Genomic DNA, 26,133 nt, shown 5'->3' on the forward strand with positions numbered 1-26,133 from the left:
TTCCGCATCGGGTCCCCGACAGCTCGCACCGGGCCTTCCGACGTGCGACGATGGCCCGGACGGTGATCTGCGGAGAGGGTGGTCGGTGTGTGCGGCAGGTACGCGTCCACGAAGAACCCCGCGCTGCTCGCGGCGGAGTTCGACGCGGTCGACGGGACCGAGGGCGCCGCGCCCGGCCCGGACTACAACGTGGCGCCCACCAAGCAGGTGCTCGCCGTGGTGGAGCGGCACCCGCGCGACGACGAGGGCAACCCCGACCCGGACACCACCGAGCGCAGCGTCCGCGTGATGCGGTGGGGCCTGGTGCCCCACTGGGCCAAGGACCTCTCCGGCGCCGCGAAGATGATCAACGCGCGGGCGGAGAGCGTGCTGGACAAGCCCGCCTACCGCGACTCGGCGGCCAAGCGCCGGTGCATCGTCCCGGCCGCCGGCTGGTACGAGTGGCAGCCCGGCGAGGGCCGCAAGCAGCCGTACTTCATCAACCCCGGCGACGACTCCAGCCTGGCCCTGGCGGGCATCTGGTCGGTGTGGTGGCAGCAGGAGGGCGACGAGCGCAAGCCGATCATCACGTGCGCCGTGCTCACCACGGACGCGATCGGCGAGATGACCGCCGTGCACCACCGGATGCCGCTGGTGCTGCCGCGGGACCGCTGGGCGGCGTGGCTCGACCCGGACAACGCCGACCCGAAGGACCTGCTCCAGCCCGACCTCGACCTGGTGGACGCGCTGGAGCTGCGGCCCGTGTCGATGAAGGTGAACAGCATCAAGAACAACGACCCGTCGCTGATGGACGCGGTCGACCTGGGGGAGTCCGAGAAGCCGGAGCCCACCTTGTTCGAGCTGACATGACCTCGCGGGTGGTCGACACCCCGTTCGGTCCCGCGCGGGCCGAGCTGCACTGCGCGTCCGACAGCCGGGCGGCGCTGCTGCTCGGGCACGGAGCGGGCGGCGGGATCGCCGCGCCCGACCTGGTGGCCGCGACCCGCGCGGCGGTGGACGTGGGCGTGCACGTGGCGCTGGTGGAGCAGCCGTACCGGGTGGCCGGCCGCCGCGCGCCCGCGCCCGCCAAGCAGCTCGACGCGGCGTGGCTCGCGGTGGCGGACGACCTGGGCACGAGCTGGTTCGACGACCTGCCGCTGCTGTTCGGCGGCCGGTCCTCGGGCGCGCGGGTGGCGTGCCGCACGTCGTCGGAGGGCCAGGCGGCGGCGGTGCTGTGCCTGGCGTTCCCGGTGCACCCGCCGGGCAAGCCGGAGAAGTCCCGGATGGCGGAGCTGGACGGCGTCGAGGTGGCCACCCTGGTGGTGCAGGGCGAGAACGACCCGTTCGGCCGCCCGGCGCCCGCGCACCACCGCGACGTCGTGCTGCTGCCCGGCGACCACAACCTCAAGGCCGACGTGGCCGCGGTGGGCCGGACCGTGGGCGAGTGGCTGGACCGCGTGCTGCGCCCGCTCGAGGTCTGATCGGGCCGGGACCGCACGCCGGCACCGCCCCGACGACCGCGCCTGCGACGACCGCGCCGGCGTCACGCCGAGATCGGCGCCACCACCGCCTGCGTCAGCCGGACCAGGTCCGCCGGCGCGATCTCGACCTCCAGCCCGCGCCGCCCGGCCGAGCAGTAGATGGTGGCGAAGCCCTCGGCCGACGCGTCCAGCGCCAGCGGCAGCCGCTTCTTCTGGCCCAGCGGCGAGATGCCACCCGCCACGTACCCGGTGGCGCGCTCGGCCGCCGCGACGTCGGCCATCTTCGCCTTCTTCCCGCCCACGGCGGCGGCCAGCGCCTTGAGGTCCAGCTGCCCCGTGACCGGCACCACGCCGACGGCGAGCTTGCCGTCCACCTCGGCGACCAGCGTCTTGAACACCCGTTCGGGCGGCACGCCCAGGGCCTCCGCCGCCTCCAGCCCGTACGACTCGTGGCGGGGGTCGTGCTCGTACGCGTGCAGCGTGTGCGCCACCTTCTGCTTGTCCAGCAACGCGGTGGCGGGCGTCCCACGTCCGGCCATGATCGCGCACGATAGTGCAGGGAATGCCCGGCCCGGCCGCCGCGTTGGTGCGAGCGTGGCTACCGAGGTGATGGACCAGCAGGTCGGCAGGCAGGTCAAGGCGCGCCCCCCGCGTGGCTCGGCTCACTGCCGTCCGGGTGACCGCCGCGTATCCTCGACTGCGTCCCAGACAGTTCCGGCCACCGCGCTGACCAGCAGGTGGGAAGGGAGCGCGGTGCCAGCCACGCGAACGCAGGACACGCCGACTGACGAGACAACGGCCGAGCGCGCCGCCAGGTTCGAGCGCGACGCGATGCCGATGCTCGACCAGTTGTACTCGGCTGCCCTGCGGATGACCCGCAACCCGGCCGACGCCGAGGACCTGGTCCAGGAGACCTACCTCAAGGCATATGCCGCCTTCGCGTCCTTCTCGCAGGGCACGAACCTCAAGGCTTGGCTGTACCGCATCCTCACCAACACCTACATCAACGGCTACCGCAAGAAGCAGCGCCAGCCGATCCAGCAGCCGACGGACGAGATCACCGACTGGCAGCTGGCGCAGGCGGAGAGCCACACGTCGACCGGGCTGCGGTCGGCGGAGGTCGAGGCGATGGACCGGCTGCCGGACTCAGACGTCAAGGAAGCCTTGCAGCGACTGCCGGAGGAGTTCCGGATCGCGGTGTACCTCGCGGACGTGGAGGGCTTCGCCTACAAGGAGATCGCAGACATCATGGGCACCCCCATCGGCACCGTGATGTCCCGGTTGCACCGGGGCCGCAGGCAGCTTCGCGACCAGCTGGCGGACACCGCGCGCGAGCGCGGCATCATCCGCGACGGTCACCAGGAGGTGGCGGGCTGATGAGCTGCGGCGAACCCCACGAGACGGACTGCTCCGAGGTCCTGTCCGAGGTCTACCTGTTCCTCGACCACGAGTGCGACGAGAAGCGCAAGGAACTGCTCCAGACCCACCTGGAGGAGTGCCACCCGTGCCTGGAGCAGTACGGCATCGAGGAGCACCTGAAGGCGCTGCTGGCCCGCAAGTGCGGCGGCGAGCACGCGCCCGAGGAGCTGCGGCGGCGGCTGCGCGCCCGGCTCTACCAGACGGCGGAGCAGACGACGGTCGAGGTCGAGGTCACCACGACGGTGACCAGGACCGAGAAGTCGAACAGCTGAGCGGTAGGGGTACCCCGAAGCGGACCCCCGGAAGCAGGCCCCGGAAAGCGGACTGCTGGAAGTCGAAGGCCCCGGAGCGGGTGCTCCGGGGCCTTCGCACGCATGACGTCGGTCAGGCGTTGGGGCGCTTCCCGTGGTTGGCGCCGCCCTTCTTGCGGTCGCGGCGCTTGCGGGCACGCTTCGACATGGGGTTCTCCTAGTGCTCGAACTACCTCACGTCAGTGTGTCACGCGGTCACCTGGGCACGGCACCGGGTCTGAATCGTGGTTGGATGGACTCGGACTAAGGAGGACCATGGCCGAGGAAATCCGGGCCGAGATCGTGGCGAACGTGGCCCAGATCGCCGTCAAAGAGGGTGACGAGGTCACGCACGAGACCACCGTCGTGGTGCTGGAGAGCATGAAGATGGAGATCCCGGTCCTCCCCGAGGGGGCGGGCAGGATCACCCGCATCGCCGTGTCCCCCGGTGACGTGGTCCAGGAGGGCGACCTCATCGCGGTGGTGGAGTAGCTGTCCACGCTCACCGACCTCCTGGCGGAGCACACCAAGCTCTCCGGCGGCGCCGTCGACCACCTGCAACTGGTGGTCGCCGAGTGGCAGCTGCTGTCCGACCTGAGCTTCGCCGACTTCCTGATGTGGGTGCCGCTGGACGACACCACGTTCCTGTGCGTCGCCCAGGCCCGGCCGACGACCGCGCCCACCGCGCACCCCGAGGACGTCGTGGGCAGCATGGTGGACGTCGAGGAGCACCCCCAGCTGCGCCGGGCCATGGCCGAGGCGCGGATCTGCCGCGAGGAGGACCCGCGCTGGCACCTGGGCGTGCCGGTGCGCCGCGAGGCCATCCCGGTCAAGCGGGACGGCGAGGTCATCGGGGTGCTCAGCCGCAACACGAACCTGGCCGTGCCGCGCGTGCCGAGCCCGTTGGAGATCTCCTACCTGGGCAGCGCCGCAGACCTGTGCCAGATGATCTCCGACGGCACGTTCCCGACCACCGAGCCGTCCCCGGACGTGCACACGAGCCCCCGCGTCGGTGACGGCCTGATCCGGCTGGACGCGTCGGGCGCGGTGGTGTTCGCCAGCCCCAACGCGCTGAGCGCCTACCACCGCATGGGCCACGCGTCCGACCTGGTCGGCGTGCACCTGGCCCCGCTGACCCGGTCCCTGATCGGCGACCCGTTCGACGCCACCGAGGTGGCGCAGCGCATCCGGGCCGCCCTGGACGGCCAGCCGTCGATGCGCATCGAGGCCGAGTCGCGCCGCGGCGCCGCGGTGCTGTTCCGGGCCCTGCCGCTGCGCCCGCGGGGCAGCGCGGCGGGCGCGCTGGTGCTGTGCCGCGACGTGACCGAGGTCCGCCGCCGCGACCGCGCCCTGATGTCGAAGGACGCGACGATCCGCGAGATCCACCACCGGGTGAAGAACAACCTCCAGACGGTGGCCGCGCTGCTGCGCCTCCAGAGCAGGCGGACCAGCAGCGAGGAGGCGCGCGAGGCGCTGGCCGAGTCGGTGCGCCGCGTGACGTCCATCGCCCTGGTGCACGAGACGCTGTCCATGTCGGTGGACGAGCGGGTGGACCTGGACGACGTGGTGGACAAGGTCATCCCGATGATGTCGGACGTGGCCGCCACCGAGTCGCAGGTGGTGGTGCGCCGGGAGGGCCCGTTCGGCATCGTCCCGGCGGAGCTCGCGACCCCGTTGGTGATGGTGCTGACCGAGCTCGTGCAGAACGCGTTCGAGCACGCGTACGCGGCGGGCCAGCGCGGTGAGGTCGTCGTGCACGCCGAGCGCTCGGCGAAGTGGCTGGACGTGGTGATCTCCGACGACGGCCGCGGCCTGCCCCAGGGCTTCTCGCTGGAGCGCACCGACCGGCTCGGGTTGCAGATCGTCCGGACGCTGGTGGAATCCGAACTCAGGGGCTCGTTGAGCTTGCGGCGGCGGCCCCGAGGCGGTACAGAGGCGGTCCTGCGCGTACCGCTCAGAGCGCGGCGTTAGACTGCTCCCGTGCACACGTGACGACCTACCTCAGCGGAGTCACGTGGTCATGCGGGAGGGTGTGCAACACAAAGCGAAAGGCCCGACACCTGGCACGGTGTCGGGCCTTTCGTCTGCTTGACGGATGCGGCTCAGGCGTTGCTGCGAGCCCGGGTGCGAGCGTTGCGGCGCTTGAGGGCGCGACGCTCGTCTTCGCTCATCCCGCCCCACACGCCGGCGTCCTGGCCGCTCTCCAGCGCCCACGAGAGGCAGTCGGAGACGACGGGGCAACGGCGGCAGACGGTCTTCGCCTCGGCGATCTGCAGGAGCGCAGGACCGCTGTTCCCCACGGGGAAGAACAGCTCGGGGTCCTCGTCGCGGCAGATCGCGCGGTGGCGCCAGTCCATTGGAACTACTCCTCAGCTAGGCGCGCGCGAGAGCGCGCCACTCGTCAGCGGTCGGTTTTGGGGTGCTTGTGAATGCTTTCACGAACGGCGGGGATGTCAAGGGTTTAGCCCCAACCCGGTGAGTGAACTCACCCGAAAGATCGACTGAGTTCACGTGGCGTTCTCGCCGCGGTGTCACACCAGGTCACAACATCGCGGATCGGTACCGGGGCGGTCACACCCCGGTCACACGGCGACCGTCAGCGCGCCCGGCACACCGGTGAACTCCACCTCGGTGCACGCGCCGAGCAAGTCGCCGTCCACCTGGAGGTTGACGGCCTCCGGACTCGTCACCCGGACGAACTCCACGTCGTCGCGCCGGAGCAGGTTCCCGCCTTTGGGGTTCCCATCCGTGGCCAAGAGATGCGCGACATAGCGAAGAACTGTCGGCAATCCCATCCCGTGCAGCGCGAACAGGCCCAGACCGCCGTCGAACGACGTGCTCGGGTTGAGCCGGATCGCCTTGTCGCCGAGGTAGGTCCACGGGTCGGTGTTGGAGATGAACGCCAGCCGGACGTCCTCGGCCGGCGGCTCGTCCGGGATGTGCACGGTGAGCGCCGGCGGCTGTCTGCGCTGGCTGAAGTAGCTGGTCAGCGCGGTGCGCGCGTAGAGGGTGGGTGACGCCTGGCGGCCCTTGGCGCGTTGCTGCTCCACGGCCGCGACCACGTCGGCGTCCCAGCCGACGCCCGCGTTGAAGGTGAACCAGCGGTCGTGGTCGAGCCCCGCGCCGGTGGCCGCGACGTGGCCGACGCTGACCTTGCGGCTGGTGCCGTGCTCGATGGCCTGCAACAGCCGGTAGGTCGCCTCGACCGGGTCGCGGGGCAGGCCGAGCGCGCCCGCGAACACGTTCGCCGACCCGCCGGGCACGACGCCGACCATGGGCAGGCCGGGCCGCGCGCCCTTGCGCAGCACGCCGTTGACCACCTCGTTCACCGTGCCGTCGCCGCCGTGGGCCACGACCAGGTCGTAGCCGTCGACGACGGCCTGCGCGGCGGCGTCGGCCGCGTGGCCGCGGTAGTCCGTCTCGACGATGTCGAGCTTCACGTCGCTGGCCAGTGCGTGCGCGAGCACGTCCCGACCGGCAGGCGTGGTTGCCGTCGCCTGCGGGTTGACCACCAGAAGTGCGCGCACCCTTGCAGGGTAGGACAGCGCGTGACCTCCGACAGGTTGCGTGTCACCCGGTAGGAGGGTCACTCGCGCACGAAAGTGGCCGACATCTCCTTTCCGTGTCGCGTTTCCGCGTGGTCCTGCGTCTCGCGACAAGTGCACCCCGACCCGACCGCCGGCTCGCCGAAGAGACTGCTGTGATCATCGCTCGTGGGGCGGTCGAACGGGACACGCCAACCGGGTGGCCTACGATGCGTGACGAGTACTCACCGTGAGGAAAGGCCCAGCGTGTCGACCCAGAGCAAGGTCCCACCGGCGGTTCGGGCTGCGGGCGCGCTGACCGCGTTGCAGGGCTTGACCGGGCTGGCCTTCGCGGTCGCGCTGGTGGTGCGGTCGTTCAGCGCGGAGAAGTCCGGCGAGGTGCTCGGCGAGGCCGCCTACTTCGCGGTGCTGTCGGCCGGCGTGCTCGCCGCCGGTACCGGCCTGGTGCTCGGCAGGCACTGGGGGCGCACGCCCGCGATCGTCGTGCAGCTCCTCCTGCTGGGTGTGGCCTGGTACATGTACGGGCCGTCCGGGCGGCAGCTCTGGGGCGCGCTGCTCGGCGTGTACGTCGTCATCACGCTCGTGCTGCTGTTCACCAACCCGGTGCGCCGGTGGGCGCTCGGCGTGGACGAGGACGAAGCGGGCGAATAGCGCATTCGGGTCGTAGGGGGCCATTCGGCCGCCGACCATCGTCTGGGTGCTCGCCGACTAACGGCGGGTGGTCGCCGTCACCGGAACAGGTGACGCTGTGAGTGGTGAATTCACCACTCCCTGCGTTCGTTGAGGTGACAACTCCATGCGACTCAATCGCGCCCTGTCCGCGGTGGTCGGAGCCACTACCGCCCTGCTGTCCGCGTTCGCGCTGACCACGCTCGCGCCGACCGCGTCGGCCCAGGAGGCCGGTGGCGTCCAGCCGTACATCATCGGCGGCGGCACGGCGACCGACGCCCCGTGGGCGGCCCGCCTGTTCCGCAACGGCCAGCAGAACTGCTCGGCCACGATCATCGCGCCCACGTGGGTCCTGACCGCCCAGCACTGCGTGGCGAGCTCGGGCACCTACACGTTCCGCATCGGCAGCCTCGACCAGACCAGCGGCGGCACCATGGCCACCGCCACCCAGATCATCCAGCACCCGTCGGTCGACCTCGCGCTGGCGCGGCTGGACCGGTCGGTCGCGGGCACGTACGCGCCGCTGGGCACCACCACCGCCGTGCAGGTCGGCCAGACCGTGCAGCTCTACGGCTGGGGCGCCACGTGCACCAACCAGCCCGAGATCAACTGCCAGTCCCGCTACCTCAAGTACGCCAACACCCGCGTGACCTCGGTCAACGGGCGTGACTACCGGGGCGGCATCGCGATCTCGGTGAGCCGGATCGACGGCATCGCCGCGGGCGGCGACTCCGGTGGCCCGATGTTCGCCACCAGCCCGGTCGACGGCCGCCGCTACCAGGTCGGCGTGGCCTCCACCAGCGACCGCTCGTCGCGGTCGAACTACACGGCCGTCACCCGCTACCGCGACTGGATCCGCTCCTACGCCGGCGTGTGACCGAATTCCCCGGCCGAAGGGGCTGGACACTCTCCCCCTGCGCGCCGCCCCTTCGGCCGGGGCACCACGGTGGGCATTCGGGCCACCCACCAGTCATAATCACCCTGCGTGTTCACTTTTGGCGGATGGACACGAACGGAGTAGCCAGATACGGTCTGGCAGGCGTTCGCGCCGCTCCGGGTGCAGGCAGGGTGAGGTGCGCAGTGCAGAACCCCCCGAGGTGGGTGTCGACCAGCGGTGACGTCGAGCGCCCCAACGTGGCCCGGCTGTACGACTACTACCTCGGCGGCGCGCACAACTTCGCCGTCGACCGCGAGTTCGCCGACCGGTCCATGAGCGAGATCCCGACCGCCGCGATGGTCCAGCACACCCGCTCGTTCCTGCGCCGGGCCGTGCGGCTGTGCGTGGCGCGGGGCATCCGCCAGTTCCTCGACCTCGGCTCCGGCATCCCCACCGCGGGCAACGTGCACGAGGTCGCCCAGCGGGCCGACCCGACGTGCCGCGTGGTGTACGTGGACAACGAGCCCGCCACCGTCGCCCACAGCCGCACCATGCTGCGCGACAACGAGTTCGCGGCCATCGCCGAGGCCGACATCCGGGACGTGGCGGCGGTGCTGGACGCCCCGGAGGTCCGCGCCCTGCTCGACCTGACCCGACCGGTCGCGCTGCTGATGGTGGCGATCCTGCCGTACCTCGCCGACGAGGACCGCCCCGTCGAGCTGGTCGGCCGCTACCGCGACGCGCTGCCCGACGGCAGCCACCTGGTGATCAGCCACCTGACCGCGGACGAGCAGCCGGAGCTGGTGCGCAAGGTGGTCGGGGTGGCCGCGGAGACCGACTCGCCGATCGTGGCGCGGTCCAAGGCCGACGTCGAGGCGATGCTCGACGGGTTCGACCTGCTCGACCCGGGGCTGGTGCTGGCGACGAAGTGGCGTGGCGAGGGCGAGCCGGAGACCGGGGCCGAGGCCGTCACCTACGGCGCGGTCGGCGTGAAGCGGTCCACCGGCTGAGGCCGCCCCGGTTCAGGGCCGACCGGGCTCGGTGAGCAGCCGGGTCTGCTCCTTCAGCACGGCGATCGTGCGGACCACCCAGTCGGCGATGACCCGCTGCTCTTCCGGTGTGTAGCGCGCGCTCAGCTCGTCCATGGCCGCGCTCAGCCCGGCGAAGACCCGGCCGAACGCGCCGGGGATCGCGCTGATCACCACGCGCCTGCGGTCGCCGGGGTCGGGTTCGCGCCGCACCAGGCCCGCGCGTTCGAGCCGGTCGGCGACGCCGGTGACCGCGCCGGGGGTCAGGTGGATCTCCTTGGCCAGCTCGCCCGCCGTGAGCGGGCCCTTGCCGGCGATGAGGGCGAGCGCGCGCTGGTCCACCGCCGTCACGCCCAGCCGTGCGCCCACGGCCTCGTGGAACGCGACCACCGCCGTGCTCAGCTCGCGCCCGAAGTCCCGCCCGTCCATGCGGTCACTTTACCGCGCCAGATATTTCAGTACACTGAACTAAAATATTTGGCGAGTGAGGGGGAAGCATGGCGGAGTGGAGGCTCGCGCTGGAGGTGCCGCGGTGGGCGGGGCGGTTCTACGCGCGGCACTGGGCGGTGGTCGTCGGGCTGTCGCTGATCGCGTCCGTGCAGCGGCTCGTGGTGGTGAACCGGGGTGACCACGTGCCGGCCGGGGTGGCGCTCGCCTCGGAGGTGCTGGTGATGGCCGCGCGGGTGCTGCTGGTCGTCGTGATCTGGCGGTTGGCGACCCGGGGCGAGCGGCTGCGGTGGGCGGACGCGCGGGCGTTCGCGACGCGGCACTGGCCGAGCCTGGTGTGGCAGGGCGTGCTGCTCGCGGTGGCGTTCCTGGTGTTCGACGTCGGCGCGGAGCAGGGGGTCGGCGGGCTGCTGCCCGAGTCGGCCCGGCAGACCTACCTGGCCGTGCTGCTGTTCGTCAAGAACCCGACCGTGATCGCGTTCACGTTCGTCTGGTGGGTGGGGCTGGTCCGGCAGGTCGCCGTCAGTCGCCTTGTGCCAGCGCGGTGAGCGCGTCGTCGGTGAGGCGGAAGACGGTCCACTCGTCCATCGGGATCGCGCCCAGCGACTTGTAGAAGCCGATCGCGGGGGCGTTCCAGTCGAGCACCCACCACTCCAGCCGCGCGTAGCCGCGGGCCGCGCACTCGTCGGCCAGGGCCTTCAGCAGCGCCCGGCCCAGGCCGCTCTTGCGCTGCTCCGGCTGGACGTACAGGTCCTCCAGGTAGATCCCGTGTGTGCCGCGCCACGTGGAGAAGTTGAGGAACCACAAGGCCATGCCGACGACTCGACCGTCCACTTCGGCCACGTGGCCGAACAGGGCGGGCGAGGGGCGGAACAGCGCGTCGTGCAGCTGCTCGGCGGTCAGGTGGCACTCGTGCCGGGCGCGCTCGTACTCGGCCAGCTCCTCGACCAGGCCGACGACGGCGGGCACGTCCTCCGGCCGGACGCGGCGGATGCGCGGGTCAGTCAACGTCGACCTCCCAGGCGGGCACGTTCAGCCGGCGCACCTGCGGGTCGCCGCGCTCGTCGCCGAGCACCGTCGTGCCGGCCGGGTCCAGTCCGAAGTGGACACCCTCGCTCGGCGGCAGGCCGAGCCAGGTGGCGATGAGCACGCGGCTGAAGTGCCCGTGCCCGACCAGCACCACGTCACCACCGGCCAACGCCCGCCGAGCCCGCTCCACCACCTTGGCCGCGCGCGCGTGCACCTCGTCGGACGTCTCGCCGCGGGGCACGGCGTGGGTCCAGACCGTCCAGCCCGGGTCCGTCTCCCGGATCTGCGGGGTGGTCAGGCCCTCGTAGTCGCCGTAGTCCCACTCGGCGAGGTCCTCGGTGCGCTCGACGTCGTGCAGCCCGGCCAGCTCGGCCGTCCGCCACGCCCGCTGCCGCGGGCTCGACAGCACCAGCGCGGGCGGCCGGTCCGTGGCCCGCAACCGCGCCAGCACCGCACCCGCCCGCCGGGCCTGCTGCACCCCGGCCTCGGTGAGGGGCACGTCGGTCGTCCCGGTGTGCCGCCCGCTCTCGGACCACTCGGTTTGCCCGTGCCGGAGCAGGTAGACGTGTGAGGTCACGGTTCGCAGCTTACGGACGGCCGGTCCCGCGGCCGGTGGCACCCCGGTGGCGCCACGACAGGTCACGCCCGCCCCCGGTCGGGCAATGCGCCTACCGCGCCTGATGGATACCCGCCGGCTAAACCGCCGATTCGGCAGCGCTACGCGCACGTATTTCCGTGTCCTGCACACGTCCTGCACACAATGGCGTGCACGGCAGCGCCTTCAGGTGATGGGCCTGGCGAGGGCTTCGCCGATGTATTGCCATTGAAGGGCAAGTCCGCGTGGCCTGCGCTCACCCGCTCGGGCAACCTTTCGCGATCATTTTGTTGTGCGCCGGTGCCCAGGGCCGGAGATCTGCGCGTGCCGTCCAGGGGAAAGTGGGGAAATCGTGAAGATCCGAGCTGTTCTCGTCGCCCTATCGGCGTTCCTGCCCATGGCGTTGGCCGGTAACGCCCACGCCGTCCAGTCGGTGTACTCGATCGACGGTCACGGCGTGGGCGACTGCCGCGCCGGTTATGTGTGCCTGTACCAGCACTACAACTTAACGGCAGTTCCGATGCCAAGATCCTCATGGTGGACGAGGACGTTCCCGATCTCGCGAAGTACGACTTCCTCAACATCGCCAGCTCATACGTCGTGCGGGTCACCGGCGAGGCGACGTTGTTCGCCAGGACCAACTACCGGGGCGAGGACTTCGTGCTGAAGCAGAACTCCAGCGGAGACCTGCCCTCGAGCTACAACGACAAGGCATCGTCCATCCGCGTCAACTTCTAGTCGCGGACGCGGTGAGTGTGACCTGGCCGCGCCGGTCGAGGGGTGGGCCGTGCGTGCGACGTCCGGGCGACGAACGGTCACACCCACCGCACGGTCGGGGCACCCTTGTCGCCTGCGGAGGAAAGCTCCTCGGCAAACTCCCCGTTCCGCAGCGCAGCGCAAAATTTTATCTCACTTCGGTATGCACTCGCGCCCCTCTCAGGTGAGGTGACTGGTGGTGGCGGCGCGGCCGTGCTGACATGGATGAGCGGGCACCGGAGTCCGGGCCCGGTCCTCTCCGGCGACTTCACGTGCGACCTGTCGCCATTCGCCGGCACCAACGCATCGATGGGAGAAGAACATGAGGCGTTCCTTCGCGGTCCTCGCGGTCGTCAGCGGTCTGCTGATCGCACTGGTTTCGCATGCCGGGGCGGTGACCGCCCAGCCGGACGACCGGCTGAACATGGACTACAAGGTCCGCAACCACGCCACCGGCCAATTCCTCGACAGCCGCGGAACCGGTGAGGTCTACACGAACCCGGATTACGACAGCGACAACCAGCGCTGGACGTTCCACTACGTGCGGGGCTGAGTGCGGGTGACGTGCGACGGCGCCGGCCGGTGGGGATCCCACCGGCCGGCGCCGCGTTGGAGCAGGTGGATCAGGCCGCGGCCTTGGTCTCCCAGAAGATCTTGTCGATCTGGGCGATCAGGTCCAGCAGCTCCTGGCCCTTGGCGGGGTCCATGGAACCCTTCGCGCCGGACGCGCCGGCCGCCTTCGTGGCCCGGTTGAACAAGTCGTGCAGCTCCGGGTACTTCTCGAAGTGCGGCGGCTTGAAGTAGTCGGTCCACAGCACCCACAGGTGGTGCTTGACGAGCTCGCTGCGCTGCTCCTTGATCAGGATGGCGCGGGCGCGGAACTCGGGGTCCTCGTTCGCCTGGTACTTCTCCTGAATCGCCTTGACCGACTCGGCCTCGATCCGGGCCTGGGCCGGGTCGTAAACACCGCACGGGAGGTCGCAGTGCGCGGTGGCCTCCAGGAGCGGGCGGCGGAGTGAACGGATGCGCGACAGAAGTCGCATCTTTCCTCCCTGACAGTGGATGCTCCGACGTGACGAACCCTACTCCGGGGCCTCGGCGCGAGCAGGTGGAGGTGATCGTTGGCACGGCCGGAAGCCAACCCGTTGCCGCTGGTTCGGGTGGTCGGACCCTCGATGGTCCCCACCCTGCGGACGGGGGACGTGGTGCTGGTCCGCTTCGGGAAACCGGCCCGCCCGGGTGATCTCGTGCTGGTCAGGTGGGCGGCGCGGCCCGCGCAGCTGTCGGTGAAGCGGGCGGTCCGGCCCGACGGCGGCGGCTGGCACGTCGAGGGCGACAACCCGTTCGCCTCCACCGACTCGCGCGAGCTGGGCGCGGCCGAGGTGCTCGGGGTGGTGCCCGCGCGCCTCTGGCCGAGGCCGAGGCCGCTGCGGCGGTCAGCCCCGCGGAGCTGACCGCGGTCGGCTCAGCGGCGCAGCTTCGAGTACCAGGCCGCGCACTCGTCGTACGACGGCAGCAGCCCGGCGTCGCGCGCCTGGTCGAACGACGGCGCGGCGGCGTCCTTCGGCGACAGCAGCGGCGTGATGCCCGCGGGCCACGGCAGGTCCATGGACAGCGGGTTCACGCCGTGCTCGGCGGTCGGGTTGAACCCCTCCGAGCACAGGTACGACGCGACCGTGCCGTCCTCCAGCGCCATCAGGGCGTGCCCCATCCCCTCGGGCAGGTACACGGAGTTGAACACCCCCGCCGACAGCTCCACCGCGTCCCACTCGCCGAACGTGGGCGAGCCGACGCGCAGGTCCACCACGACGTCCAGCAGGCGACCTCGCGGGCAGTGCACGTACTTCGCCTGCCCCGGCGGCGTGTCGGCGTAGTGGATGCCGCGCACCACACCCCGCTTGGACTCGCTGTGGTTGGTCTGGGCGACCCGCAGCGGGTGCCCGACGGCTTCCACGAACACCGCTTCCTGGTAGGGCGCGACGAACAAACCGCGATCATCGGGGAACACCGAAGGGGTGAACTCGAAAGCGCCGGAAATTTTCAACTCACGTACCTGCATGGCGCACACCCTAGGACCCGTCGGCTCTTGACCGATCCTGCCTGCGGAAACTGACCGGTCGGTGCAGAAAACCGGACGTACGTTCTGTGGCACTACCTCTGACCTGCGGAAAAAGTGTGATCCCCGCCGCAGACAGCACCCGGAGACACTGCCATGCTTGCCCGCACACCGCCCCCGAGAGCCGCCCCGCCGACCGCGTGGACGACTCCGCAGACAGGCCCCGTCGACCCGCGTGACAACGCCGGTCCCGGTGCGCCGCAGGTATCGCGCACCGCAGGAGGACTTCCGTGACCGCAGTCAACGACCCAGTGACCACCGAATTGAGCGACGAGGAAATCTTCAGCGCGCACGAAGGCGGGAAACTGGCCGTGGGCGCGACCGCGTCGCTGGCCGACCCGCGCGCGCTGTCCATCGCCTACACGCCGGGCGTGGCCCGGGTCAGCCGCGCCATCGCGGACGACCCGGCCCTGGCCGCCAAGTACACCTGGGCGCACCGCCTGGTCGCCGTGGTCAGCGACGGCACCGCCGTGCTCGGCCTGGGCGACATCGGCCCGAGCGCGTCGCTGCCCGTGATGGAGGGCAAGGCCGCGCTGTTCAAGACCTTCGGCGGCCTCGACTCCATCCCGCTGGTGCTGGACACCACGGACGTGGACGAGATCGTGGAGACGCTGGTCCGGCTGCGCCCGTCGTTCGGCGCGGTCAACCTGGAGGACGTCGCCGCGCCGCGCTGCTTCGAGCTGGAGGCCCGGCTCATCGAGGCCCTGGACGTGCCGGTCATGCACGACGACCAGCACGGCACCGCGGTCGTCGTGCTGGCCGCCCTGCGCGGCGCGAACACCGTGCTGGGCAAGGACGTGGCGAACCAGCGCGTGGTCATCTCCGGCGCGGGCGCGGCCGGCGTGGCGTGCGCGAAGATCCTGCTGGCCGCGGGCGTCGGCGAGGTCACCGTGGTCGACTCGCGCGGCATCGTGCACGTCGGCCGGGACGGGCTGAACCCGGTGAAGGCCGAGCTGGCCGAGGTCACCAACGCCAGTGGCCTGCGCGGCGGCATCGCCGAGGCGCTGCGGGGCGCGGACGTGTTCGTCGGCGTGTCCTCGTCGAAGGTGCCCGAGGACCTGATCGCGAGCATGGCCGACGACTCGATCGTGTTCGCCCTGTCCAACCCCGACCCCGAGGTGCACCCGGACGTGGCCCGCCGGCACGCCGCCGTGGTCGCCACCGGGCGCAGCGACTTCCCGAACCAGATCAACAACGTCCTCGCGTTCCCCGGCATCTTCCGCGGCGCGCTGGACGCGGGCGCGAAGCGGATCACCGAGGGCATGAAGCTCGCCGCCGCGGGCGCCATCGCCGCGGTCGCCGCCGACGACCTCTCGGTGGACCGGATCGTGCCCAGCGCCCTGGACCCGCGGGTCGGCCCGGAAGTGGCCGCGGCCGTGGCCTTGGCAGCGGCCGAAGACGGAGTAGCCTGACCCCAAGTCGGAGTTGGGAGAGCTCCGGCCGCATCCGTCCGTACCCGTCAACGGGGACCGAAACCGCTAACGAGTTGTTTCGTTAGCCCGTTGAGGGGTGGGCGATGACGCTCCGAAGCGCTACCGTCCCTCTCCTCGGGTGAATATTGCCCGTGGAGAGGGACGCCGTCTTTGGGTGCGGTCGGGCCGGTCATCCCTGCCGTAGACACGGGAAGGTGGGACCGTGCCCAAGCGGGTTGGACGCGCTCCGGTGGTGCTCGACCCAGCGCGTCCGGAGAACGGCGACGTGACGCTGGACGGCATCGCCCTGCCCGAGGCGCCCACGCTGCTGTGCGACCCCAAGGGCGTGGTGATGAGGGCCGGCGCCGCCGCGGTGCGGCTCACCAAGGCCCGCTCCGCCGACGACCTCGTCGGCCGCTCCCTGGGCGAGCTGCTGCTCGGCGGCCCCGACGACCTGCGGCTGCACCGGGCCGACGGCTCGCTCGTGCCGGTCCGCGTGGTGCGCACCCAGGTGCCCGGCACCGGCCTGCACGCCGTGCTGCTGGTCGACGTCTCCGACCTGGCGCAGGCGGCCGAGGACCTGCGCGACGAGCAGCGCAGGCTGCGCACCGTGCAGCGGGTCGCGCAGATCGGCTCGTGGGAGTACGACCCGGACACCGGCGTCACGGTCTGGTCCGAGTCGCACTACGAGATGATGGGCGTGCGGCCCGGCGAGGTGGTGCCCGGCGCGCAGGCGGTGCTGGACGTCGTGCACCCCGACGACTACGAGATGGTCGCCCGCTACTGGGCCAACCGCGAGCTCGACGGCAACCCGATCGACATCGTCTACCGGATCATCCTGCCCGGCGGCGAGCAGCGCTGGATCCGCGGCGTCGCCGAGGCGAAGGTCAGGTCCGACGGCCGGACCCAGTTCATCACCGGCTACATCCGCGACATCACCGACCAGTTGCGGTCCGACCGCGCCCTGGAGACCGAACGGGCCCGGTTGCTGGAGGCGCAGCGCATCGCGCGCATGGGCAGCTGGAGCTACGACGTCGAGTCCGGCGCCGTGCACCGCAGCGAGGTCCTGCTGGAGATGTACGACGAGCTCGGCGTGGACCCCAACGACCAGCTGCTGGCCGTGCACCCCGACGACCGGGCCGCGCTGGAGGGCCTGATGCAGCGGGCGCAGGACGGCAGCACGGTCGAAGCCGAGGTGCGCAGCGAGGGCGGCGACCGCGTGTACGTGTGCCGGGCTCGGGCCGAGATCGAGGGCGGCAAGGTCAGCAGGCTGCACGGCACCGTCCAGGACGTCACCGAGGCCCGCGCGCTGGAGCGCCAGCTCCGCGACGACCGCCGCAGGCTGGCCGACGCGCAGAAGGCCGCGCAGCTCGGCGTGTGGGAGTGGGACCTGCGGACCGGCGACGTGGTGTGGTCGGACATGCTGCACGAGCTGTTCGGCGTGCCGCGCGACGAGCGCACCCGCTACCAGACCTACCTCGACCTGGTGCACCCCGACGACCGGGGCTGGGTGGACGACCTGTGGCAGCAGCTGGCCACCGAGGAGGTGCCGATCCAGCTCGAGCACCGGATCGTGCGCCGGGACGGCAGGCAGCGCGTGTTCCGCTGCTACGGCGTGGTGGTGAAGGGCCCGGACGGCTTGCCGCTCGCGGTCGGCACGGCGCAGGACATCACCGAGCAGCGCGCCGCCGAGACGCGGATGAAGCGGTCCAGCCAGCGCTTCGCCGACCTGGTGTCGCTCACGCCGGTCGGCATCGGCCTGTTCGACGAGGGCGAGCGGCTGGTCGACGCGAACGACGCGCTGTGCGACCTGCTCGGCATGGACCTGGAGCAGCTGCGCGGCATGACCGCGAGCGCGCTCACCCACCCGGACGACACCAGCGGCGGCCTGCCGTCCATCGACGAGATGTCCGCGCCGGACGCCGAGCGCACGCACAAGATCCCGCAGCGGATCCTGGTCCGCCGCGACGGCGTGCAGGTGTACTGCGAGCTGCACATCGCGCTGTCCGTGCAGGACGACGGCCGCCGGTTCTGGCTGATCGTGTTCCAGGACATCACCGAGCGCCGCCGCACGGCCGAGGCGCTGCGGCACCAGGCCACGCACGACGAGCTGACCGGCCTGCCGAACCGGGCGCTGGTCAAGGAGATGCTCGGCGAGCTGCTGGAGTCGCCCGCCCGGGCCAAGGTCGCGGTGCTGTTCTGCGACATCGACAACTTCAAGCGGGTCAACGACTCGCTCGGCCACGACGCGGGCGACGAGCTGCTGGTGGCGCTGGCGCGGCGGTTGGAGGGCGGCCTGCCCGACGGCTGCACGGCGGCCCGCCTGTCCGGCGACGAGTACGTGATCATCTGCGAGAACCTGGACCAGGTCGGCGGCGTGGACGCGCTGGCCACGAAGGTGGCCGGGCTGCTGCGCACGGCCGTGCCGGTGCACGGGCAGCTCGTCCGGGTGTCGGCGTCGATCGGCGCGGCCGTGCCGAACGGGTCCCGCGCCACTGGCAACGACCTGCTGCGCTTCGCCGACGCGGCGATGTTCGAGGCCAAGCGGTCCGGCGCGGGCCGGGTGTCGCTGGCCAGCGCGGCGCTGATCGCCTCGGCCGACCGCCAGGTGCACCTGGAGGGCCAGCTGCGCGAGGCGTTGCAGAACGACGGGTTGGCGCTGCACTTCCAGCCGGTGGTCGGCGTGGACGGCGCGGTGCAGACCGCGGAGGCGCTGGTGCGGTGGCCGCACCCGGACCGCGGGCTGCTGCCGCCGGACATCTTCCTGCCCGTGGCCGAGCAGGGCGACCTGCTGCGCGAGCTGGACCGGTGGGTGCTGCGGACCGCGTTGAAGGAGGCTTCGACCTGGCCCGAACCGGGCGGCAAGCCGGTGTCGGTGGCGGTGAACCTGGCCGGTCTGGTGCCGGGCGACCCGGAGTTCGCGGACATCGTGGCCGACGCCATCGCCGAGGCGGGCATCCCGTGGGACCGGGTGGTGCTGGAGCTGGTCGAGACCGCGCTGGTCGACCTGCCGTCCCGGGTGCGCCAGGCCATGGGTGAGCTGGTGGAGCGGGGCATCCGGTTCGCCGTGGACGACTTCGGCACCGGCTACTCGTCGCTGGCGCGGCTCAAGGACCTGCCCGCGCAGATCATCAAGGTCGACCGGCGGTTCGTCTCCGGCGTGGGCAGCGACTCGTCGGACTTCGCGGTGGCGAAGGCCGTGGTCGACATGGCCCGCGCGATGGACCGCAAGTGCGTGGCCGAGGGCGTGGAGACCGCGACCCAGTTCCACGTGCTGCGCGGCATCGGCGTGGACACCTACCAGGGCTGGCTGTTCTCGCGTCCCGTGCCGCCCAAGGAGTTCCGCGCCGTGCTGGCACTTGGCCCGTTGCACATCCCCCGCGCCGGTTGATCGGCGATACTGGCGTCCCGATGGACGCCACGAACCCCGAACGGATGATCGCCGACCTCGAGGCCAGGGCCCGGGAGCTGGGCGAGCGGTCCCGCGCGCTGCGGGACCGGATCAGGCGCGCGCAGGCCACGCAGCGGTCGCCGGACGGCGTGGTCACCGCGACGGTCGCGCCGAACGGGTCGTTGCGGCACATCGAGTTCTCGCCCGCCGCCGGCGAGTGCACGCCCGCGCGGCTCGGCGAGGTCGTGCTGGAGACGGTGCGGCGGGCCCAGGCGCAGGCGGCGCGGCAGGTGGCGACGGCGGTCGGCGGCACGGGGGCGCTGGGGTTCCTGACCGGCGCGGAGACCGCGCCCGAGGACCCTCCGCTGCCCCGGAGCCTGCGCGCGCCCGACGACGAGCCGGGGTCGACGCCTTCGTGACCGGTTTTCCCGTGCTGGAGTCGGCGGGGTCAGCCGACGCGCTCGAAGCGGACCTCGGCGTGCCCGCGGCGGACGTCGACCCGCTGGGCCTGCTCGACGTGGCCGGGCTGGGGTGGCTGGTCGGTCAGGTGGGCGTGCTGCGGGAGCCGCTGGACTGGCTGGCGGGCCACGGTGAGCGGTTCGAGGACGCGGTCGCCACCTGGCGCCAGGTCGCCACGACGTTGGACGGCATGGCGCGGCGGCGGTCGGGCGGGTGGCTGACCGAGGAGATCGCGGCGATGAGCCGGCGGTGCTCCGACGTGGCGTCGCACGTCGCCTCGGTGCACGCGATCACCGTCGCGGTCCACCGGGTGTTCCGCGACGTGATCGCGCTGTTCGTGCGGGAGGTGCTGGGCCACGCCACGGTGGCGCTCGCGGCGTCGGAGCTCACGGCCGGCGCCTCGGTGGCCGAGTTCGCGGCGTGGGCGGTCGGGCGCGGCGGGGTCGTGCTCGACCGGATCACCCGGCGGCTGGCCGACCTCGTGCACGTCGTGGTGCGCATCCTGGCGGCGCTGAAGGCGTTGTTCGGCAGAGCGCGCGACATGCTCAGGGCCCTCACGCGCTTCGGCGAGTGACTCAGCCCCACGGCCCCTGCGGACCGGGCGCGCCGGGCGGCGGCCCGCCCATCGGGGGTCCGGCCATCGGCGGACCGGCCAGCGGAGGTCCGGCCACCGGGTGCGGCGGCGTCTTCGGCTTCGCCCCGCGCATCGCCCGCCCCACCGGCGGCAACGCCGCGACCAGGCCCGCGACCAGCCACAGCACCAGCGCGACCGCCGGCATCACCCCGACCGAGGGCGGGAGGACCGACATGACGTCGGCGAGCACGAGCCCGAAGTGCACCGCGGCCACCACCGAGATCGCCACCAGCCCCCAGCGCACACCCGGCACCCGTGCCACGAGCAGCACGGCCAGGACGAGCGCCGGCACCGGCAGCACGAACGAGACGGTGACGGCCACGTCGAAGCTGCCGTAGCCGCGCGGGAACGGCGGCATCAGGATCGCGCCCCACAGGTCGAGCGCGAACCCCGACTGGCTCGCCAACCCGATGGAGCCGACCAGGGACAGCAGCACGCCCGGCAGGTAGAGCAGCCCCGCGACCACCGGCATCGCCCTGCCCGGCGGGCGCGGCGGACCGGGGAACGGCGGCTGACCGGGGAACGGCGGCCCGCCGTGGGGCGGGTGACCCGGGAACGGCGGCTGACCCGGGTACGGGCCGTGGCCGGGCGGCGGGGGCGGTCCGGGGAACCGCTGCGGACCCGGCTGCGGGCCGGGGTGGGGATGAGTCATGCGCGCCTCCGGGTTCGAGCGGGAAACTACCGCCGGAGGCGCCCTCGACGTGGGCGTTCGCCGAATTCGGGCCGGCTAGCGGGACGCCGACGCGCGGATCAGCGGCAGCAGCTCGGCGATCCGGTGCTGCGGCAGGTCGATCAACCGCAGCTCCAGGTCGTCGTGCTCACCGATCCGCTCCCGCGCCTCCCGCTTGGTCATCGCGCCGCGCGTGGCCGTGATCAACGCCTCGCGCCACACGTTGCCGAGCTTGCCGTGCGCCCGCATGAGAACCTCGCGCACGGTCAGCCCGCCGACGTCCAGCGTGCCCGCCAACACCTGGTCCGCGACCACCACGCAGTGCTTGCCGTCCGGAGTGGACCGCAGGAACCGCAGCGCGAACCTGGTGTCCACCAACGACCTCAGCTCCTGCTGACCCGCCGCCGACGCCACGTTCGGGTGGTTGTTCGGCACCAGGGCCGCCATCCGGCCGGGCGAGCACGCCAGCAACGTCCGCAGCAACCACGGCCCGGGGTCGCCGGACAGGTCCACCGCCAACGACGCCGCGCCCTTGCCGATCGGCTCGGCCCACCCCGGCGCGCGCGGCTTCGGCGGCGGCGAGGACTCCGGCCGCGGCGCGAGGTCGACCAGCGCGGCCAACGCCGCCGAACCCGGGCCGGTCGCCTCGACCGACTGCGGACCGTGCGTGTAGATGGCCGTCTTCGCCGAGGCGGGTGACGCCGATCGGCGGGACGTGGGCCGGCACACGTACAGGTCGGCCGCGCTGCCGATCGCCTGCGCGCCGTCGAACCGGTGGAACGCGGGCAGGATCGCCTCGAACACCAACCCCAGCCGCTGCAACTCCTGCTGCACCTTCAACCCCAGGGCCGGCGTCCGGTCGCTGAACCCGTACGCGAGCAGCACCCGCCCGCGTCCCAGGTCGGCCAGGCACTCCACGGCGCGGCCGGCGAACAGCGCCATGCCCTCCGGCGTGTACGGCGGATCGCTGAACACCAGGTCCGCCGACTCCAGCACGGCGGGCGGCAGGCCGAACCGGAAGTCCGCGTGGACCGTCCGCACCGGCCACCCGCGCTCGGCCGCGCGCTTCGCGATGTGCTCCAGGAGCCGGTCGTCCACGTCCACCACGACGACCTCGACCGCCGGGTTCACCGCGCACACCGCGAGCGAGGTCAGGTCGTGGTCGCCCAGGCACAGCAGCGTGCGGCCGGCCAGGTCGTACGTCGCGTCCAGCCACAGCGCGCGCTTCAACGCCGTCTCCGCCGTCGCCTGCACGTGGTCCAGCGCGGCCAGCGGCGCGGGCACGTCGGCGATGTCGGCCAGGATCGACCGCAGCTGCGCGGTGTGCCGCGACACCAGCGCGTCCACCGGGTCGGCCAGGTCGTCACCGGCCCGGAACTCCGCGTAGTCGGCGGCCTTGGCGGGCGCGAGCCGGAACCGGTCGCGCTCGGCTTGCAGGTCGTCGCCGACCGCGGTCAGCACCTCCTGGACGGTGCGCCGGGGCACGGCGGTGAGCCGGACCAGCTCGGCCAACGTGTGCCAGTCGGTCGCGAGCAGGTCGAGCACGCGCCGCAGCTTGCGGGCGTGCGGGCCGCGTTCGGCGAGGAGCGCTCGCACCAGTTCGGTCGCCACAACCGGTGCAGCCTACTGACCGCATGCTGAAACGCCGTGCCGCGGTCGGACTGACGGGCTAGGGTCGTTCGACGCTTGATGCCCATCGGCAGGAGGACCACGGGTGATCGAGTTCCGCGACGTGACCAAGCGGTTCGACGACGGGACCACCGCGGTGAACGGCCTGGACCTGGTGGTCGAGGCGGGCACGATCACCGTCTTCGTCGGACCGTCCGGTTGCGGCAAGACCACGTCCCTGCGCATGGTGAACCGGATGATCGACCCCACGTCCGGCACCGTCCTGGTGGACGGCCGGGACGTGCTCGGTGTGGACCCGCCCACACTGCGGCGCGGCATCGGGTACGTCATCCAGCAGGCGGGCCTGTTCCCGCACCGGACCGTGCTGGACAACGTGGCCACCGTGCCGCTGCTCACCGGCTGGACGCGCCGCAAGGCCAGGGCGCGGGCCGCCGAGCTGCTGGAGCTGGTCGGCCTGCCCGCCGAACTGGGCCGCCGCTACCCCGTGCAGCTGTCCGGCGGCCAGCAGCAGCGCGTCGGCGTGGCGCGGGCGTTGGCCGCGGACCCGCCGGTGCTGCTGATGGACGAGCCGTTCAGCGCCGTCGACCCGGTCGTGCGCGAGGGACTTCAGGACGAGCTGCTGCGGCTCCAGGCCGAGCTGGACAAGACCATCGTGTTCGTCACGCACGACATCGACGAGGCCATCCGCATCGGTGAGAAGGTCGCGGTGATGCGCACCGGTGGCCACCTGGCCCAGTACGCGCCGCCCGTCGAGCTGCTGACCCGCCCCGCGGACGACTTCGTGGCGAGCTTCGTGGGCAAGGACCGCGGCTACCGCAGCCTGTCCTTTGTGGACTCCTCCGGCGTCGAGGTGTCGGACGTGCCCACCGTCGCGCCGGACGCGGCCCGGAAGTCCTCTTCGGACTGGCGGCTCGTCGTGGACGCGGAGCGGCGCCCCCGGGGCTGGGTCGCGCCGGACTCGTCGGTCGTGCCGGGTGGCTCGCTGTACGAGGTGGGCGCGTCGATCCGGGGCGCGCTGGACGCCGCGCTGTCGTCGCCCTCCGGGCTGGGCGTGGCGGTCGACCACGAGGGACGCCTGGCCGGCGTGGTGACCGCGCGCCAGGTGCTGGACGTGATCGAGAGCCGCCGTGGGTGACATCCCGAAGTACCTCAGCGACGCCGGGACCAGGGCGGCGCTGCTGGACATGCTGCTGGACCACGTCTACCTGTCGCTGGTGCCGCTGGTCGTGTCGATCGTGCTGGCGATCGTCCTCGGGCTGCTGTGCCACCGGTTCCGCAGGGTCAACGCGACGTTGATCGCGCTGTCCAACGTGGTCTACACGATCCCGTCGCTGGCGCTGTTCGCGATCATCCCGGCGGTCATCGGCACGCAGGTGCTCGACCCGCTGAACGTGATCATCGCGCTGACCGTCTACACCACCGCGCTGTTGGTCCGCCCGGTCGCCGAGGCCCTGGCCGCCGTGCCCGCCCACGTCACCGCCGCCGCCACCGCGATGGGATTCCGGCCGCTGCGCCGGTTCCTGACCGTGGAGCTGCCGCTGTCCGTGCCCGTGCTGGCGGCCGGCGTGCGGGTCGGCTCGGTCAGCAACATCAGCCTGGTCAGCGTGGGCGCGTTGATCGGCACGGGCGGCCTGGGCACGTTGTTCACCGACGGGTTCCGGCAGCGCTACCTCGCGCCGATCATCGTCGGCATCGTGCTGACGCTCGTGCTCGCGCTGGTCGTCGACCTGCTGCTGGTGCTGCTGCGCAACCGGCTGACGCCGTGGGCGCGGGCGGGGGGCAAGCCGTGATCTTCGCCGACGCGTTCGCCTGGCTGGTCGACCCGGCCAACTGGTCGGGCGGCAAGTCGATCCCGGTGCGGATCGGCGTCCACCTGCTCTACTGCTTCGGCGCGGTGCTCGGGGCCGCGCTGATCGCCGTGCCGCTCGGCCTGTTCGTCGGGCACACCGGGCGCGGTGGCCTCGTGCTGGTCGGCGGCAGCAACGCGTTGCGCGCGCTGCCCACGCTGGGGCTCGTCACGTTCCTGTACCTGGTCGCGGGCGGCGGCACGACCGGTGTGCTCATCGGTCTCGTGGTGCTGGCCGTGCCGCCGATCCTGGCCGGCACCTACGCGGGCATCCAGGACGTGGACCGCGGTGTCGTGGACGCGGCCGGCGGCATGGGCATGACCGGTGCGCAGCGCCTGTGGCAGGTCGAGGTGCCCAACGCCCTGCCGCTGCTCGTCGGTGGTTTGCGCAACGCCATGCTGCAAGTGGTCGCGACCGCGTCGGTGGCGGCGTACGTGGGGGTCGAGACGCTGGGGCGTCCCCTGCTGGACGGTTTGCGCGTGCTCGACTACGGGCAGTTCGTCGGCGGGGCGATCCTGATCGCGCTGCTCGCGGTCGTGCTGGACGTGGTGCTCGCGGTCGTCGGCAGGCTCGTCGTGCCCGCGGGCCTGAGGCTGTCGAGCGGGACGCGGTCCAAGAGGCGTCGGGACGAACCGGCGCCCGTCGAATCTGGAGGAAGTACGGCATGAAGCGCACGTTGGCCGTCGTCGTCGCGGCGACCGCCCTGGTCGTCTCCGCGTGCGGGTCCAAAGAGGACCTGGGCGGGAGCGGCCAGCAGGCCGCGTCGGGTGAGGTCGTGGTCGGTTCGGCCGACTTCACCGAGAACAAGATCCTGGCCGAGATCTACGCCGGCGCGTTGAAGGCGACCGGCGCCAGTGTGACGGTGAAGTCCGGCATCGGTGCCCGCGAGCTGGTCGTGAAGGCGTTGCAGGACAAGTCGCTCGGCGTCGTGCCGGAGTACACGGGCAACCTGCTCAACTACTTCGACAAGACCAACTCCACCACCGAGGCGGAGGAGGTCTACACGGCGCTGAAGACGAAGACCCCGTCCGGCCTGGAGGTGCTGGAGAAGTCCGCCGCGGAGGACAAGGACGTCCTGGTCGTCACCAAGGCCACCGCGGACGGCGGCGTGAAGTCCATCGCCGACCTCGGCTCCGGCAAGTACGCCCTGGGTGCCGCCGGCGAGTGGGCGCAGCGCTGGGAGGCCAAGGTCAAGGAGCTGTACGGGGTCACGTTCACCGAGATCAAGACCACCGACACGGGCGGCCCGATCACCGTCGACGCCCTGAAGAACGGCACCGTCCAGGTCGCCAACCTCTACACCACGTCCGCCGACATCAAGGCGAACGACTTCGTGGAGCTGGAAGACCCGAAGGTCATGTACCCGGCCCAGAACGTCGTCCCGCTGCTGCGCTCGGACGCCGTCGACGCCAAGGGCAAGGACGCCCTGAACAAGGTGTCCGCCGCCCTGACCACGGAGAAGCTCGCCGACCTGGTCAAGCGCGTCGACGTGGACAAGGAGACCATCGCCAACGTCGCCGCCGACTTCCTCAAGTCCGTCACGCTCTGAGCACCACCCCACAACGGACCCGCCACCAGCCCACAAGGCCCGATTTGACATGGGTTCGGGTGCTTTAGGCTGGTCGAAGCCGGCAGGTCTAGCGGGACGCTTTTCCCCGCCGGGCCTGCCGGCTTTGGCCTGCCTGGAGTGCCCGTAAGGGCCCCATGTCAAATCGAGCCGGACTCAACCACCGAGCCGCCGACCTGAACGTTGAACTCACCGGACCTGAACTTGAGTTTTAACCTGGTGGGTGAGGTCGGGACCCGGTTGATCATGGAAGCAGCCCTTGGGTGATCATCTTCTTGTCTAGGGAAGAGATC

32 protein-coding genes are annotated in these 26,133 nt (G+C 71.7%); 21 read left to right on the forward strand and 11 right to left on the reverse strand.

Annotated elements, in window-relative coordinates; genetic code table 11:
• Positions 1-87 precede the first annotated feature (87 nt).
• Positions 88-849, forward strand: coding sequence for an SOS response-associated peptidase (locus ACIQMJ_RS39820; protein ID WP_499766202.1), 762 nt, complete (start codon positions 88-90; stop codon positions 847-849).
• Complete coding sequence (locus tag ACIQMJ_RS39825) at positions 846-1,460, forward strand: alpha/beta hydrolase family protein (RefSeq protein ID WP_499766203.1); 615 nt, start codon at positions 846-848, stop codon at positions 1,458-1,460. The genes ACIQMJ_RS39820 and ACIQMJ_RS39825 overlap by 4 nt, the downstream gene beginning before the upstream one ends.
• A gap of 62 nt (positions 1,461-1,522) precedes the next feature.
• Here ACIQMJ_RS39825 and ybaK read toward each other — a convergent pair whose 3' ends face one another.
• Positions 1,523-1,999 carry a Cys-tRNA(Pro) deacylase gene (gene ybaK, locus ACIQMJ_RS39830; protein ID WP_499766204.1) on the reverse strand — a complete coding sequence of 159 codons (477 nt, stop codon included), beginning with the start codon at positions 1,997-1,999 and terminating at the stop codon, positions 1,523-1,525.
• A gap of 214 nt (positions 2,000-2,213) precedes the next feature.
• Between ybaK and ACIQMJ_RS39835 the strand changes: the two genes are divergently transcribed.
• Positions 2,214-2,837, forward strand: coding sequence for a sigma-70 family RNA polymerase sigma factor (locus ACIQMJ_RS39835; RefSeq protein WP_141980630.1), 624 nt, complete (start codon positions 2,214-2,216; stop codon positions 2,835-2,837).
• On the forward strand, positions 2,837-3,151 hold the full coding sequence (gene rsrA / locus ACIQMJ_RS39840; protein WP_387486884.1) for a mycothiol system anti-sigma-R factor: 315 nt from the start codon (positions 2,837-2,839) through the stop codon (positions 3,149-3,151). Before ACIQMJ_RS39835 ends, rsrA begins: the two co-directional genes overlap by 1 nt.
• 112 nt (positions 3,152-3,263) lie before the next feature.
• On the opposite strand, the gene ACIQMJ_RS39845 is transcribed toward rsrA, so the two are convergent.
• The gene (locus ACIQMJ_RS39845; RefSeq protein WP_096498094.1) at positions 3,264-3,338 is read right to left on the reverse strand and encodes a 50S ribosomal protein bL37; all 75 of its coding nucleotides are present in this window, start codon (positions 3,336-3,338) and stop codon (positions 3,264-3,266) included.
• Between the two features lie 107 nt (positions 3,339-3,445).
• Here ACIQMJ_RS39845 and ACIQMJ_RS39850 point away from each other — a divergent pair, with 107 nt between their 5' ends.
• Together ACIQMJ_RS39850 and ACIQMJ_RS39855 are read left to right on the forward strand one after the other, a co-directional pair.
• The gene (locus tag ACIQMJ_RS39850) at positions 3,446-3,661 is read left to right on the forward strand and encodes a biotin/lipoyl-binding carrier protein (protein ID WP_106613908.1); all 216 of its coding nucleotides are present in this window, start codon (positions 3,446-3,448) and stop codon (positions 3,659-3,661) included.
• The gene (locus ACIQMJ_RS39855; protein ID WP_499766225.1) at positions 3,662-5,140 is read left to right on the forward strand and encodes a histidine kinase N-terminal domain-containing protein; all 1,479 of its coding nucleotides are present in this window, start codon (positions 3,662-3,664) and stop codon (positions 5,138-5,140) included.
• Between the two features lie 131 nt (positions 5,141-5,271).
• Here ACIQMJ_RS39855 and ACIQMJ_RS39860 read toward each other — a convergent pair whose 3' ends face one another.
• Together ACIQMJ_RS39860 and ACIQMJ_RS39865 are read right to left on the reverse strand one after the other, a co-directional pair.
• Positions 5,272-5,526 carry a WhiB family transcriptional regulator gene (locus ACIQMJ_RS39860; RefSeq protein WP_053719541.1) on the reverse strand — a complete coding sequence of 85 codons (255 nt, stop codon included), beginning with the start codon at positions 5,524-5,526 and terminating at the stop codon, positions 5,272-5,274.
• A gap of 225 nt (positions 5,527-5,751) precedes the next feature.
• Positions 5,752-6,696 carry a diacylglycerol/lipid kinase family protein gene (locus ACIQMJ_RS39865; RefSeq protein ID WP_499766205.1) on the reverse strand — a complete coding sequence of 315 codons (945 nt, stop codon included), beginning with the start codon at positions 6,694-6,696 and terminating at the stop codon, positions 5,752-5,754.
• Between the two features lie 264 nt (positions 6,697-6,960).
• On the opposite strand from ACIQMJ_RS39865, the gene ACIQMJ_RS39870 reads away from it, so the two are divergent.
• The 3 genes from ACIQMJ_RS39870 to ACIQMJ_RS39880 all read left to right on the forward strand — a co-directional run bounded on the left by ACIQMJ_RS39870 (position 6,961) and on the right by ACIQMJ_RS39880 (position 9,270).
• Complete coding sequence (locus ACIQMJ_RS39870) at positions 6,961-7,365, forward strand: hypothetical protein (protein WP_499766206.1); 405 nt, start codon at positions 6,961-6,963, stop codon at positions 7,363-7,365.
• A gap of 145 nt (positions 7,366-7,510) precedes the next feature.
• Entirely contained in the window at positions 7,511-8,260 is a 750-nt protein-coding gene (locus ACIQMJ_RS39875) for a S1 family peptidase (protein ID WP_499766207.1), read from the forward strand.
• Between the two features lie 203 nt (positions 8,261-8,463).
• A complete protein-coding gene (locus tag ACIQMJ_RS39880; RefSeq protein WP_499766208.1) occupies positions 8,464-9,270 on the forward strand; it encodes an SAM-dependent methyltransferase in 807 nt (268 codons plus the stop codon).
• A 12-nt stretch (positions 9,271-9,282) separates the two neighbouring features.
• Here the strand turns inward: ACIQMJ_RS39880 and ACIQMJ_RS39885 are convergent, their stop codons facing one another.
• The gene (locus ACIQMJ_RS39885) at positions 9,283-9,717 is read right to left on the reverse strand and encodes a MarR family transcriptional regulator (RefSeq protein WP_499766209.1); all 435 of its coding nucleotides are present in this window, start codon (positions 9,715-9,717) and stop codon (positions 9,283-9,285) included.
• Between the two features lie 68 nt (positions 9,718-9,785).
• Here ACIQMJ_RS39885 and ACIQMJ_RS39890 point away from each other — a divergent pair, with 68 nt between their 5' ends.
• A complete protein-coding gene (locus ACIQMJ_RS39890; protein WP_499766210.1) occupies positions 9,786-10,283 on the forward strand; it encodes a hypothetical protein in 498 nt (165 codons plus the stop codon).
• On the opposite strand, the gene ACIQMJ_RS39895 is transcribed toward ACIQMJ_RS39890, so the two are convergent.
• Both ACIQMJ_RS39895 and ACIQMJ_RS39900 read right to left on the reverse strand, forming a co-directional pair.
• Positions 10,258-10,743, reverse strand: a complete 486-nt coding sequence (locus ACIQMJ_RS39895) for a GNAT family N-acetyltransferase (RefSeq protein WP_499766211.1) — start codon at positions 10,741-10,743, stop codon at positions 10,258-10,260. The genes ACIQMJ_RS39890 and ACIQMJ_RS39895 overlap by 26 nt on opposite strands.
• Positions 10,736-11,341 (reverse strand): histidine phosphatase family protein, encoded by a 606-nt coding sequence (locus ACIQMJ_RS39900; protein WP_499766212.1) that lies wholly within the window; start codon positions 11,339-11,341, stop codon positions 10,736-10,738. Before ACIQMJ_RS39900 ends, ACIQMJ_RS39895 begins: the two co-directional genes overlap by 8 nt.
• A 555-nt stretch (positions 11,342-11,896) precedes the next feature.
• Between ACIQMJ_RS39900 and ACIQMJ_RS39905 the strand changes: the two genes are divergently transcribed.
• Together ACIQMJ_RS39905 and ACIQMJ_RS39910 are read left to right on the forward strand one after the other, a co-directional pair.
• A complete protein-coding gene (locus tag ACIQMJ_RS39905) occupies positions 11,897-12,097 on the forward strand; it encodes a beta/gamma crystallin family protein (protein WP_499766213.1) in 201 nt (66 codons plus the stop codon).
• A gap of 340 nt (positions 12,098-12,437) precedes the next feature.
• Entirely contained in the window at positions 12,438-12,668 is a 231-nt protein-coding gene (locus ACIQMJ_RS39910) for a hypothetical protein (RefSeq protein WP_499766214.1), read from the forward strand.
• Between the two features lie 70 nt (positions 12,669-12,738).
• On the opposite strand, the gene sodN is transcribed toward ACIQMJ_RS39910, so the two are convergent.
• Positions 12,739-13,158 carry a superoxide dismutase, Ni gene (sodN, locus tag ACIQMJ_RS39915; protein ID WP_073891370.1) on the reverse strand — a complete coding sequence of 140 codons (420 nt, stop codon included), beginning with the start codon at positions 13,156-13,158 and terminating at the stop codon, positions 12,739-12,741.
• A 78-nt stretch (positions 13,159-13,236) separates the two neighbouring features.
• On the opposite strand from sodN, the gene ACIQMJ_RS39920 reads away from it, so the two are divergent.
• Positions 13,237-13,569, forward strand: a complete 333-nt coding sequence (locus ACIQMJ_RS39920) for a S24/S26 family peptidase (RefSeq protein ID WP_499766215.1) — start codon at positions 13,237-13,239, stop codon at positions 13,567-13,569.
• 11 nt (positions 13,570-13,580) lie between these two features.
• On the opposite strand, the gene ACIQMJ_RS39925 is transcribed toward ACIQMJ_RS39920, so the two are convergent.
• Complete coding sequence (locus ACIQMJ_RS39925; protein ID WP_499766216.1) at positions 13,581-14,174, reverse strand: dTDP-4-dehydrorhamnose 3,5-epimerase family protein; 594 nt, start codon at positions 14,172-14,174, stop codon at positions 13,581-13,583.
• A 287-nt stretch (positions 14,175-14,461) separates the two neighbouring features.
• Here ACIQMJ_RS39925 and ACIQMJ_RS39930 point away from each other — a divergent pair, with 287 nt between their 5' ends.
• The 4 genes from ACIQMJ_RS39930 to ACIQMJ_RS39945 all read left to right on the forward strand — a co-directional run bounded on the left by ACIQMJ_RS39930 (position 14,462) and on the right by ACIQMJ_RS39945 (position 20,067).
• Positions 14,462-15,643, forward strand: coding sequence for an NAD(P)-dependent malic enzyme (locus ACIQMJ_RS39930; protein WP_499766217.1), 1,182 nt, complete (start codon positions 14,462-14,464; stop codon positions 15,641-15,643).
• 223 nt (positions 15,644-15,866) lie between these two features.
• Entirely contained in the window at positions 15,867-19,034 is a 3,168-nt protein-coding gene (locus ACIQMJ_RS39935) for a sensor domain-containing protein (RefSeq protein ID WP_499766218.1), read from the forward strand.
• A gap of 20 nt (positions 19,035-19,054) precedes the next feature.
• Positions 19,055-19,453 carry a YbaB/EbfC family nucleoid-associated protein gene (locus ACIQMJ_RS39940; protein WP_499766219.1) on the forward strand — a complete coding sequence of 133 codons (399 nt, stop codon included), beginning with the start codon at positions 19,055-19,057 and terminating at the stop codon, positions 19,451-19,453.
• Positions 19,450-20,067 carry a hypothetical protein gene (locus ACIQMJ_RS39945; RefSeq protein WP_499766220.1) on the forward strand — a complete coding sequence of 206 codons (618 nt, stop codon included), beginning with the start codon at positions 19,450-19,452 and terminating at the stop codon, positions 20,065-20,067. The genes ACIQMJ_RS39940 and ACIQMJ_RS39945 overlap by 4 nt, the downstream gene beginning before the upstream one ends.
• A gap of 1 nt (position 20,068) precedes the next feature.
• Here ACIQMJ_RS39945 and ACIQMJ_RS39950 read toward each other — a convergent pair whose 3' ends face one another.
• Positions 20,069-20,779: a hypothetical protein gene (locus ACIQMJ_RS39950; RefSeq protein WP_499766221.1), complete on the reverse strand. Its 711-nt coding sequence runs from the start codon at positions 20,777-20,779 to the stop codon at positions 20,069-20,071.
• A gap of 75 nt (positions 20,780-20,854) precedes the next feature.
• Complete coding sequence (locus ACIQMJ_RS39955) at positions 20,855-22,408, reverse strand: bis-aminopropyl spermidine synthase family protein (protein WP_499766222.1); 1,554 nt, start codon at positions 22,406-22,408, stop codon at positions 20,855-20,857.
• 103 nt (positions 22,409-22,511) lie between these two features.
• Here ACIQMJ_RS39955 and ACIQMJ_RS39960 point away from each other — a divergent pair, with 103 nt between their 5' ends.
• Genes ACIQMJ_RS39960 through ACIQMJ_RS39975 form a run of 4 tightly spaced genes read left to right on the forward strand, consistent with a single transcriptional unit; the run spans position 22,512 to position 25,822 of the window.
• On the forward strand, positions 22,512-23,561 hold the full coding sequence (locus ACIQMJ_RS39960; RefSeq protein WP_499766223.1) for an ABC transporter ATP-binding protein: 1,050 nt from the start codon (positions 22,512-22,514) through the stop codon (positions 23,559-23,561).
• Between the two features lie 49 nt (positions 23,562-23,610).
• On the forward strand, positions 23,611-24,216 hold the full coding sequence (locus tag ACIQMJ_RS39965; protein WP_499766226.1) for an ABC transporter permease: 606 nt from the start codon (positions 23,611-23,613) through the stop codon (positions 24,214-24,216).
• Entirely contained in the window at positions 24,216-24,941 is a 726-nt protein-coding gene (locus ACIQMJ_RS39970; RefSeq protein ID WP_499766227.1) for an ABC transporter permease, read from the forward strand. The genes ACIQMJ_RS39965 and ACIQMJ_RS39970 overlap by 1 nt, the downstream gene beginning before the upstream one ends.
• Positions 24,938-25,822, forward strand: a complete 885-nt coding sequence (locus ACIQMJ_RS39975; RefSeq protein WP_499766224.1) for an ABC transporter substrate-binding protein — start codon at positions 24,938-24,940, stop codon at positions 25,820-25,822. Before ACIQMJ_RS39970 ends, ACIQMJ_RS39975 begins: the two co-directional genes overlap by 4 nt.
• Positions 25,823-26,133 lie beyond the last annotated feature (311 nt).

Source organism: Actinosynnema sp. NPDC091369, assembly GCF_044757065.1.
GTDB lineage: Bacteria > Actinomycetota > Actinomycetes > Mycobacteriales > Pseudonocardiaceae > Actinosynnema.

Bases quoted from the DNA above. Each gene is read 5' to 3' on its own strand.
- ACIQMJ_RS39850 (WP_106613908.1), top strand. From the start codon at position 3,446: ATGGCCGAGGAAATCCGGGCCGAGATCGTGGCGAACGTGGCCCAGATC.
- ACIQMJ_RS39910 (WP_499766214.1), top strand. From the start codon at position 12,438: ATGAGGCGTTCCTTCGCGGTCCTCGCGGTCGTCAGCGGTCTGCTGATC.
- ACIQMJ_RS39950 (WP_499766221.1), bottom strand. From the start codon at position 20,779: ATGACTCATCCCCACCCCGGCCCGCAGCCGGGTCCGCAGCGGTTCCCC.
- ACIQMJ_RS39925 (WP_499766216.1), bottom strand. From the start codon at position 14,174: ATGCAGGTACGTGAGTTGAAAATTTCCGGCGCTTTCGAGTTCACCCCT.
- ACIQMJ_RS39890 (WP_499766210.1), top strand. From the start codon at position 9,786: ATGGCGGAGTGGAGGCTCGCGCTGGAGGTGCCGCGGTGGGCGGGGCGG.
- ACIQMJ_RS39875 (WP_499766207.1), top strand. From the start codon at position 7,511: ATGCGACTCAATCGCGCCCTGTCCGCGGTGGTCGGAGCCACTACCGCC.
- ACIQMJ_RS39825 (WP_499766203.1), top strand. From the start codon at position 846: ATGACCTCGCGGGTGGTCGACACCCCGTTCGGTCCCGCGCGGGCCGAG.
- ybaK (WP_499766204.1), bottom strand. From the start codon at position 1,999: ATGGCCGGACGTGGGACGCCCGCCACCGCGTTGCTGGACAAGCAGAAG.
- ACIQMJ_RS39885 (WP_499766209.1), bottom strand. From the start codon at position 9,717: ATGGACGGGCGGGACTTCGGGCGCGAGCTGAGCACGGCGGTGGTCGCG.
- ACIQMJ_RS39965 (WP_499766226.1), top strand. From the start codon at position 23,611: ATGCTGCTGGACCACGTCTACCTGTCGCTGGTGCCGCTGGTCGTGTCG.
- ACIQMJ_RS39940 (WP_499766219.1), top strand. From the start codon at position 19,055: ATGGACGCCACGAACCCCGAACGGATGATCGCCGACCTCGAGGCCAGG.
- ACIQMJ_RS39860 (WP_053719541.1), bottom strand. From the start codon at position 5,526: ATGGACTGGCGCCACCGCGCGATCTGCCGCGACGAGGACCCCGAGCTG.
- ACIQMJ_RS39975 (WP_499766224.1), top strand. From the start codon at position 24,938: ATGAAGCGCACGTTGGCCGTCGTCGTCGCGGCGACCGCCCTGGTCGTC.
- sodN (WP_073891370.1), bottom strand. From the start codon at position 13,158: ATGCGACTTCTGTCGCGCATCCGTTCACTCCGCCGCCCGCTCCTGGAG.
- rsrA (WP_387486884.1), top strand. From the start codon at position 2,837: ATGAGCTGCGGCGAACCCCACGAGACGGACTGCTCCGAGGTCCTGTCC.